Origin of the sequence: Corynebacterium sp. HMSC034B08 (assembly GCF_001835805.1) — a bacterium.
Taxonomy (GTDB): domain Bacteria; phylum Actinomycetota; class Actinomycetes; order Mycobacteriales; family Mycobacteriaceae; genus Corynebacterium; species Corynebacterium coyleae.
This window is the reverse complement of sequence record NZ_KV825894.1, coordinates 1-269: the sequence shown is the minus strand read 5'-3', so window position 1 is coordinate 269 and position 269 is coordinate 1. Positions and strand designations below refer to the sequence as shown.

The 269-nt window shown below is 58.4% G+C and carries 1 protein-coding gene; it reads right to left on the bottom strand.

The window, feature by feature from the left end:
• Positions 1 to 269: ATP-binding protein (locus tag HMPREF2656_RS00260; RefSeq protein WP_168167510.1), on the bottom strand; the 269-nt coding region annotated here is incomplete at both ends.

The following is a 269-nucleotide window of genomic DNA, read 5'->3' as shown; positions in this document are numbered from 1 at the left end:
GTGAGAAGACCGCCAACATGTCTACGAGTTGGTCTAGCCGGTAGTAGGCCACGGAGTATCCGGCTTGGCATGCGGCGACGCCGATGGCGCAGACTATGTATGTTTTCCCTGTTCCGGTCGGTGCGAGGATGTGAATGTTGGTCGGGTTTTCCCGCCAGTTGGTCGCCGCGATTCGTTTCAGTTGGCGCATGTTGATGCCGCGTTGTTCTGCTCGGGTGACTTCAGCAAGGCTCGCGTCCGGGTATCGGAATTGTGCCTGGGTGATGGCT